Origin of the sequence: Anaerococcus faecalis (genome assembly GCF_013371425.1) — a bacterium.
Lineage (GTDB): Bacteria > Bacillota > Clostridia > Tissierellales > Peptoniphilaceae > Anaerococcus > Anaerococcus porci.
In genome coordinates this window covers 379,728-388,990 of record NZ_JABVBA010000001.1, presented here as the reverse complement: position 1 = coordinate 388,990, position 9,263 = coordinate 379,728, and the positions used below count along the sequence as shown (strand labels likewise).

Genomic DNA, 9,263 nt, shown 5'->3' with positions numbered 1-9,263 from the left:
TTGCCACATATATTTTCTATCACCTTGGATACTTTTCTTGTTGATACTCCTTGAACATACATTTCTAGCATGGTTACAAGTAGTGCTTTTTCATTTCTTTGATATCTTTCAAAGACTTCTGTTGAGAATTTACCATCTCTTGTCCTAGGTACTCTTAAAGTTAAAGTTCCTATTTTGGTTGTATAGTCACGTTCATAGTAGCCATTGCGGTAGGTGATTCTGTTAGGATCCCTTTGATATGCTGTATTTTCTAAGTATTCATCTTTTTCCATAAGTTCATTAAAAACTTTTGTTAAGATGGATTTGGCAATTTTATCATCTACAGATTCATTAATTAAATTTTGTATTTCTTCTTGATTAATTGTAAAATGTAATTGGGTCATTTGATACCTCCTAGTTTAGTTTTGGCTTGTTAAAAACATTGTACTAGTTTAGGTTTCAAATGACCTTTTTCTTTTTACACAATTATACGGACTCTATCTATATTATAACTAAGGATTGAATATGAAAAATAATATTAGATTAATTAAAGATAGATTAAACAAAGATTTATTTTCTAATGTACATTCATCATGTATAGAATGCGAATATAGTGATTGTAAAGGAGTTATACACATTATTGAAAGTGAAGTAGATGAATTAGTGGATATAGGGGCGGAAATTGTTTGTTTGAATGATAATATAAATTTATTAAATACATTTGATAATGATGAAAGTGGAAACATTGATTTAACTCATCAGTCCCTAACATATAAGTTGCGAGATTCAAAAGGAGACTGTAAAATTCAAAAAAATAAACCGTTATTTTGTATGCTACTTCCATTTATGATAGTAAATTATTTGGATGGAAAAATTTATTGGGCATTAAGTAAAAAATGTTCGTATTATGATTATTTAGTATCTAATTCTAAAGTAGAAGATATTATAGAACAATTTATTGACTATCTTGAAGAAATTCCAAGTCAAATATATAACGAAATAACGAGTACATTTATCAAAACAAAAGAAGTAGTCCACTATATTTATAGTGATGAAGAAGTCAAAATAATTAAAGAAATATAAATAATATATATATTATTTATAAATAAATTTAAGGAGGTGAATTTATGTCTAAATGCAAAGGTAGTATTTCTACAAAAAATGTTGTGAAAATTAGAATAATTAAGAAAGCATAGGAAAACACAAGGGCTGTTGCATAATCAATAAATTGTTGATTTTCAATCAAAAGACTTCATATAGAAAATTTCAATAAGCTAGCAGAGAGAGTGAAATTTTTATATGGTATTTCTTGTGATGATGCAAGACAATCATAGTTTTGCAGCAGCTCATTATTTTAAAGGGAATTTATGAAAATTGATTTACGAAAAAAATTTATTATTGTTATTCATGGAATTTTGCTTATTTTAATTTCTTTGATAATGGTTTTTTATCCTATTTATATATCTAAATTTATAGATAATATTTCAAATATCTACAGATTGAAAAATATTTTTTTAGTGATTGTATTACTAATGATAGCTAAGGGAATTTTTAATATTTTTGATATGTTATTGGAAAATTATCTAAATTATTCATTAGAGTATGATCTCAAAAAAACTTTGATGTCTAAGTTGCTTGATAGTTCTTATCTAAATATTATTAGAGAAGATGAAGGAAAACTGATTAATTTAAATGAGGATGTAGATTCTTTAATAGATTTTTATATAAACTTCTTGTCGATAATATTTAAAAATATTTTAATTCTTTCTGGCATCTTTATTGTATCAGTAAATAAGTTATCTTATTTTTCATCTTTATTTATTGTGATGATTATAGTTTTTTTAATCTTAATAAATAAAATTAAGAAAAAATCTAAAAGCAAGGTTAAAAACACCAAGGCTGCTTATGATAGAATGATAAGTTTATTCTCTGAGACTTTTACTTTATTAGAGGAATTTATATACATAGACAAAGATACTTATTTAATAAATAGGTTAAGAAAATCAATACTGAAATTTTTCAATTACGAAGTTATATCAAACTTTATTTCTTATGAGTATTGGATTAGTTCTATTTTTGTATTTTCATCCATGAAGATAATTGTGATGATATCAGGAATATTTTTAATCGAAAATGGACTAGTAACTTTGGGAAGTTTGTATCTGTTTATATATTATATTGATTTAATAGAAGATCCAATTATGGAAATACGATTGCAGTTAGAGACCCTACCCAATATAGGTGTTGTCAAAGAAAGAATATTTGATTTTTTAGATTTGAATTCCAGAAAACTAGAATATGGAAATTATGTTTTGAGTGAAAAAGTATCCAAAATTGAGTTTACTAATGTAAGTTTTGCCTACTCTGAGAATGAAATTTTCAAAGATTTTAATTACACTTTTCGAAAGAAAAAATATCTTATAAGAGGAGCTTCTGGATCGGGAAAGTCAACACTGATTAACTTGATGGTTAGGCTATTTGATCCAATTGATGGAAGTATAAAATATAATGATATGGACATAAGGATGCTTAAGAAAGGGTATATCAGCGAAAAGATAGAATACATAGATCAAAAAATCGAATTATCTAATGAAGCTATCATTGCTGATGTGATTAGTGAAAATCAAGAATCAAAAAAAATTCTTAATAGTTTTCTTCCAAATAAAGATTTTGCTACTCCATTGGATGAATTATCTAATGGTGAATATAGGAGTTTGTATCTGCTAAAGGCTTTAAATTCAAATAAGGATATCATCATAATGGATGAAACGTTTTTGGGGATTGATGAAGGTAAATGTGATACTTTCTTTAAACTTGTTGATAATATGGATAAGATAATAGTTATTATCAGTCATGAAGAGAGAATTATTGCTAAGGTAGATGAGGTGATTGATTTTGGTAAAATTTAATGTAAAAACTATAATTAAAGAATATCCTAAATACTTTGTACTAGACTTGCTAATTTGGCTTTTAGCACATAATATTCCCTTGGTATTATCATATCTAATAAAACTTTATTTTGATTTAAATCAAAATAATAATCTGTTAATCATTGTATTTTTATATACTATTATCTTTTTGTTGAGATTTCCTCTTATAAAATTGGGAGCAGATATAGATATTAAGGCACAACATAAGTGGGCCAATGTTATGTATGAGAGAATTATTAGCAAGTGTTTTGAATCTAGAAAAGTGTCGGATTCTAATAACCAAATATTTATAGATATCATTCAAAATGATGTTAACTCAATAGTATCCTACATATCATATGGAGTAGATACCATGTGCAATGTAGTTGGTTCTATAATAGCATTTATAATAATTGTCTCAATAAATATTTATTTAGCTATTGTTATACTAGTAGTTCCCATACTTATATTTTTCATTTTAAATATTCTGAAAGATAAGCTTTATGAGAAAAGCGTGGCTATCAGAAATAATGAAACCAACCTTATAAAGATATACCAAGACGCCATAGGTGAAGGCAGAAAAATAAGGATTGAGTCTCTTGAGAATAAATATTTTGATATCTATAATCAACATTTAAAGAAAAATAAGAGTGATAAGTTTAAGTATAGCTATTTCAATATTATGATAAACACTATCAACCAATGTTTAGTAGATTTGAATTTAATAGCTATACTATTAGCAGTGATATATTTTAGAAACTTTTCTGTAGGGGACCTTGCTTTATTGATAAGCTATAGTTTTATCATAAATGACTTATCGACATATGTATCGACATTTGTAGTTATAAACAATGATTTGAAAGTGAGTTTAGATTCCTTTAATGATAAGCTGAACTTAAATTTATGCAAAGATAAATCTAGTTTTAATGTTGATAAGATACTAAATAGTATAAGTTTGGGTAAAGTAAATGTACTAATTGGAGAGAATGGATCTGGTAAGAGCAGAATTTTAAAAGAGCTTGCAAGTAATAGAGAATATTGTTTGGTTCTTAAAAAATCATCAGTATTAAGTGAAGATTTATATGAGAATATAGTTACTGACAGTAAGCCTAATAGGTATAGAGAAATTGTAGATATTTTTTCATTAAATGACTTGAAAGGTAGGAAAAAATTAATTAATGATGAATTATCAGGAGGACAAATAGATAGGATTGCTATAGCCAGGACTCTGATTTCAGGTAAAGATGTGATTTTAATCGACAATAATTTATTTTCTATAGATTTTGCTATTAGATCATTAATATTTGAAGAATTTGAAAATACTGGCAAAACATTTCTATTCACTGATACTAAATATAGGAATGAATACAAAAATTTCAATATTATATATTTGAAAGATTGTGAAATTAAATGTAACACTAAAGTAAAATAAAAAATCAGGAGAAAAGTTGCAAAAAATAAGTGGTCTAAAACAATTTTAGAAGATAAATATATGATTATTTTAGATGAACTAATATCCTCTATAGATAAAGATAGTGATATTAAAACTACTGAATTATTAAAAAATATCAGTAATAATAAAATAATTGTATTGATTACTCATAGGGGAACTACCAAATTTTTGTATAAACTCTAACTTATAAGTTTTATAGATTATTACTCATTCACCATATACAATCAAATCTACTATTTGATTGTATATGGTGAATTATTTATTTTCTCTATCATCATTTTCAATTCATATTTTACCAATCCAAAGTCCATATGAACTCTATTAGAAAATTTATTTTTATATTCTGAAATGGTATCAAGAATTACACATATGCTGGTGGTAAGGAAGATGTACTACAAAAACACGAGTGGTATTCCAATACAAACTGCCATGGTCCATACCTTGGAAGTAAATTTTCATATATAGCGAATGAGGTTAATAAAAGACTTAGAGGCAATACTTCAGTAAGTAGATCAAAAGTTAGACTTTATAGAGTTAGAAGATTTTGGTCTGATGCAAAAAGTCAGAGTAGTAAATTTGGAACGTACTCCAAAATTTAGATAAAATAAGGAGTCAATAACTTCAATTATCTATATACTTACTTTATAAGCAAAAGTTGACAAAGCCATACTGTTAGGCTATAATAATAACAGTTGAAACAGAAATAACAGTAGGTGGTGAAAAATGGATATACAAATAAATAATTCTTGTGATGATCCTATATATTTACAAATAAAAAATCAAATTAAAGCACAAATAATTTCTGGACAGTTAGTAGTTGGAGAACAGCTACCTTCGATAAGGTTTTTAGCAAAAGAATTAAGAATAAGTATGGTAACAGCTAAAAGAGCTTTTGATGAATTGGAAATGGATGGTTTCATTAATTCAGTTCAAGGCAAGGGAAATTTTGTTGCTCCACAAAATAAAGAACTTATACGCGAAGAATACTTAAAGGAAATTGAATCAATGTTACAAAAATCAGTTGAACTGTCAGAAATCGCAGATATATCAATTGACGAACTAATAAACATGTTAAAAAGTTATGAGGAGGGTGAATATGAGTAATAACGCAATTGAAATTTGTAATTTAGTAAAAGAATTTGACGATTTTAAATTAGGACCAATAAATATTTCTATTCCAAAAGGAACAATTGTTGGATATATCGGTCAAAATGGTGCCGGAAAAAGTACAACCATAAAATTATTATTGGGTTTGTTAAACAAAGATGAAGGAATCATTAAAATATTTGATATCCAAGATTATAATAGTATTCAAATAAAAGATAGTTTAGGTGTAGTGTTTGATGATTTGTTATTTCCTGAGGAGATGAATTTATTAGACGTTGAAAGATTTTGTTCGAGAGTCTATTCAAAGTGGGATAAAGTTTTTTTCAATAAGTTGAAAGACAAGTTTAATTTGCCATCAGAAAAAATGATAAAAAATTATTCTCGAGGAATGAGGATGAAGCTTTCAATAGCAATAGCTTTATCGCATAATGCTGAAATTCTTATATTAGATGAACCGACAAGTGGATTGGATCCTGTTGTAAGAGAAGAAATATTAGATTTACTTTTGGATTATATGCAAGATGAAAATCACACGATACTAATATCATCACATATTTTATCAGATTTAGAAAAAATTGCCGATTATATTGCCTTCATAGATGAAGGTAAAGTTCTATTTTTTGAAACAAAGGATCAATTAGAAGAGAACTATGCACTTTGTAACTTATCAGATAAGGAAGTAGAAAATATTGACGATAAAGCAATTATAGGAAAAAGAGTGCACTCTTTTGGTCAACAACTATTAGTTAAAAGAGATCTTGTTCCAAATGGAATAACACTACAGAAGCCATCAATAGAAGATATAATGGTATATTTTGTGAAAGGAGAAATTAAATGATAATTGCTTTAATTATAAAAGACATAGCAACTTTGAAGAGGACACTTTTATTATCATTTATATTATGTATTGCACTAAGTGTTTACTCCATATACAGTAAAACTTTAATTATGATTCCATTGATGTGTGTTTTTATGCCATTAATTCTAAATTCTATAGCTTTTGGCTATGATGTACAATCTAAATTTGAGCAATTTGCTTTCTCAATGCCAATCAAAAAAAGCTCCTATGTTTTTAGCAAATTATTCTTTTCATTTGCATTTAGTTTAGTAGCTTCAATTATTATTTTTATACTTCTATTAATTGAGGATAAGATTGGTATAGATAAAATAATACTAATATCAATTTTAAGTGGTGTTTCAATAAATTTATTACCTGCAATTCAGTTACCATTCATTCTTAAATTTGGTGCGGAAAAAGGCAGAATTATTGTTATGATAACATTCTTGATAATATTTGCTATATCCAATTTATTAGGAAAATTAGATATTATACCAAATTTAATAGATATTTTGAGCTTTTATTCATTTAAGATAAGCATCTTAAGTATAATAATCTTATTCCTCGTAGTCCTTGGAGTTTCCATAAAATCATCAATTAATATTATGGAAAAAAAGCAGTATTAAAAATGCTTTTTATATTTGTTAGGATGATAGTGCATGGAAAAACAATTCATTTATATTTCTGCGACAATATTGTTGATTTTGGGGTTAGTGGATTTTGGAAGAAGTTATATATTGAGAAATAATACTGATTATACTAGTGGCAAGATAATATCAATATGGCAACCTAATCCTAAATCCGTAAAAAAAGGCAATTCAAAATGGGCGCAATTTGAATATTCAATAAATGGGAAGACTTATGTATCAAAGAATAAAATTCAAGTGCCTATGAGCATGGAAATGGGAGATATAAAGAAAATAAAATATAGTAAGAAAGATCATGAAAAAATATACAGTTTTTCTTTAAAAAGAGCCATTATGTTGTGCATAGTTTCTGCGATGCTATTTATTGTTGGTAAATTTGACTTGTTATAAGGAGGTGTAGGAAATTAGTAAAATACCTACAGTATGGGTTTATATTTTAATTGCAATTCCAATATTCAGATTAATTTATTTATGGGTGAAAGATAAAAAAGATCATTAGTAAGTCTTAGATATGATTATCCACGAAGCTAAAAGAAAAGTGGATAAAAATTGATAAAATATTAGAGTTAGGAGCCTGTGCCAACTTATGGTACAGGCTATTTTCTTATTTCAATACATTATAACGTTAAAAAATAAGGGTGTGCAAACATGGTTTATAGTCATCTCAAAAGCCAAACATTAAATTGTATCCAACTAGTGAGAGTTTTAGAAATGGAATCAAGAATTGCACATACACTGGTGTAAAAGATGGAGTCCTACAAAAACACGAGTAGTATTCCAATCTGATCCATACCTTGGAAGTAAATTTTCATATATATCAAGTGAAGTGAATAAAAGACTTAGAGGAAGTACATAAGTAAGTAGACCAAAAGTTAGACTTTATAGAGTTAGAAGATTTTGGTCTGATGCAAAAAGCCAGAAAGATGCATTTAGAAATTTAGATAATGCTAAAAGATGTGCCAATAGATTTGGATTAAAAGTATTCGATGTAAATGGGAAGCTAGTTTATCCCTTAGGAAAATCAATCGACCAATTAGCTAGAGAAGTCATTAGAGGAGATTGGGGAAATAGATATGAGAGAAAAAGAAGATTAATTAACGCAGGATATGATTACTATGCAGTTCAGAAAAGAGTTAATCAGTTAATTTAATAGGATAATCAAATCCTGATGATTTCAATTTAGAAGTTTATTAGGCTTTTCTATTTTGAGCAATATGCAAATAAAAAACATTTCAAACTGGTATAATATAATTAACTATTTAATGTTTGGAGTGGAACGATGAAAAACAGCAAAAATTTTAATCTTTCTTTAATGGACGGAGAAGTTACGGGAAGAATAAAGTGTACCCTATCTAATTGGACAGGAATTGCTTATAAAATTCCTAGACCATATCTTGACAAATGCAAAGATAGAGCCGATTTAAAGCAAAGTGGAGTTTATTTTTTGTTTGGTAAAAATGATAATGGAGATGACGAAGTATATATAGGTCAAGCAGGAATAAGGAAAAATGGTGAGGGAGTTTTATTTAGAGTAGCTGAACACCTAAAAGATGAAGCTTATTTTTCTGATGCAGTTATGTTAACTACACAAAACAACTCATTTGGTCCAACCGAAATCTCCTACTTGGAGAATAAATTCACCAATATGGCAATAGATGTTGATAGGTATAAAGTAAGAAATGGAAATGATCCAAACCCTGGGAATGTGACGGAGGAAAAAGAATCAGAGTTGGAAGATTTTATAGAATATTCCAAGATGGTCTTAGGGGTACTTGGATATAAACTTTTCGTACCAATACTAGATAACAAAATTAAGTCTAATGTTAAAAAAGAGCCTCAAGAGGAGGAAGTTTTATATCTATCAAGAACAAGTAGGAAATCAAATAGATTAATAGAAGGAAAATGCAAAAGGACGAGTGAAGGATTTGTTGTATTAAAAGGTAGCATGATAGAGATTATAGATTCAAAAAGCTTACCAAAGAGTATAAAAGAACTAAGAGATAAGTGCAGGACTAATAATGAAATAATAGATGGGAAGCTAACAAAAAACTATTTATTCAATAGTCCATCATATGCAGCGATGTTTGTACTTGGCATGAGTAGAAATGGAAAAACCGATTGGAAAAATAAAGATGGCTTAACCTTAAAAGAGTTAGAAGAAAAAGAAATTCAATAGAAATTAAGGTATTAAGACTGTAAAAATGAAGTGCACCCATAAAACTGGACATAATATTTAATTAATTGAGACTGTGTAAAATTTTGTGTATAGAAACCTCCTGATTATGGTAAAGAAAAACTATAAAAAGCAGCTGCAAATTTTCATGAAAATT

9 protein-coding genes and 2 pseudogenes are annotated in these 9,263 nt (G+C 27.3%); 10 read left to right on the top strand and 1 reads right to left on the bottom strand.

Features of this window, described 5'->3' with window-relative positions:
- A partial coding sequence (locus HV819_RS01975) for a transposase (protein WP_176269392.1) occupies positions 1-383 on the bottom strand: 383 nt, incomplete at its 3' end.
- 121 nt (positions 384-504) lie between these two features.
- On the opposite strand from HV819_RS01975, the gene HV819_RS01970 reads away from it, so the two are divergent.
- From HV819_RS01970 to HV819_RS01930, 10 genes and pseudogenes are all read left to right on the top strand, one after another.
- Positions 505-1,062, top strand: a complete 558-nt coding sequence (locus HV819_RS01970) for a hypothetical protein (protein ID WP_176269391.1) — start codon at positions 505-507, stop codon at positions 1,060-1,062.
- A 284-nt stretch (positions 1,063-1,346) separates the two neighbouring features.
- On the top strand, positions 1,347-2,888 hold the full coding sequence (locus HV819_RS01965) for an ABC transporter ATP-binding protein (RefSeq protein WP_176269390.1): 1,542 nt from the start codon (positions 1,347-1,349) through the stop codon (positions 2,886-2,888).
- Positions 2,875-4,320, top strand: coding sequence for an ABC transporter ATP-binding protein (locus HV819_RS01960; RefSeq protein WP_176269389.1), 1,446 nt, complete (start codon positions 2,875-2,877; stop codon positions 4,318-4,320). The genes HV819_RS01965 and HV819_RS01960 overlap by 14 nt, the downstream gene beginning before the upstream one ends.
- Positions 4,321-4,688: 368 nt before the next feature.
- Positions 4,689-4,919: pseudogene (locus HV819_RS11535) on the top strand (N-acetylmuramoyl-L-alanine amidase); the annotation flags it as partial.
- Positions 4,920-5,064: 145 nt separating this feature from the next.
- Positions 5,065-5,445 carry a GntR family transcriptional regulator gene (locus HV819_RS01955; RefSeq protein WP_154538987.1) on the top strand — a complete coding sequence of 127 codons (381 nt, stop codon included), beginning with the start codon at positions 5,065-5,067 and terminating at the stop codon, positions 5,443-5,445.
- Positions 5,438-6,286, top strand: coding sequence for an ABC transporter ATP-binding protein (locus tag HV819_RS01950; RefSeq protein WP_176269388.1), 849 nt, complete (start codon positions 5,438-5,440; stop codon positions 6,284-6,286). The genes HV819_RS01955 and HV819_RS01950 overlap by 8 nt, the downstream gene beginning before the upstream one ends.
- The gene (locus HV819_RS01945; protein WP_154538985.1) at positions 6,283-6,912 is read left to right on the top strand and encodes an ABC-2 transporter permease; all 630 of its coding nucleotides are present in this window, start codon (positions 6,283-6,285) and stop codon (positions 6,910-6,912) included. Before HV819_RS01950 ends, HV819_RS01945 begins: the two co-directional genes overlap by 4 nt.
- Positions 6,913-6,945: 33 nt before the next feature.
- Positions 6,946-7,323, top strand: coding sequence for a hypothetical protein (locus HV819_RS01940; RefSeq protein WP_176269387.1), 378 nt, complete (start codon positions 6,946-6,948; stop codon positions 7,321-7,323).
- Positions 7,324-7,640: 317 nt separating this feature from the next.
- Positions 7,641-8,083, top strand: a pseudogene (locus tag HV819_RS01935) (N-acetylmuramoyl-L-alanine amidase); the annotation flags it as partial.
- Between the two features lie 129 nt (positions 8,084-8,212).
- Positions 8,213-9,109 (top strand): GIY-YIG nuclease family protein, encoded by an 897-nt coding sequence (locus HV819_RS01930; RefSeq protein WP_176269386.1) that lies wholly within the window; start codon positions 8,213-8,215, stop codon positions 9,107-9,109.
- Positions 9,110-9,263: the final 154 nt, after the last annotated feature.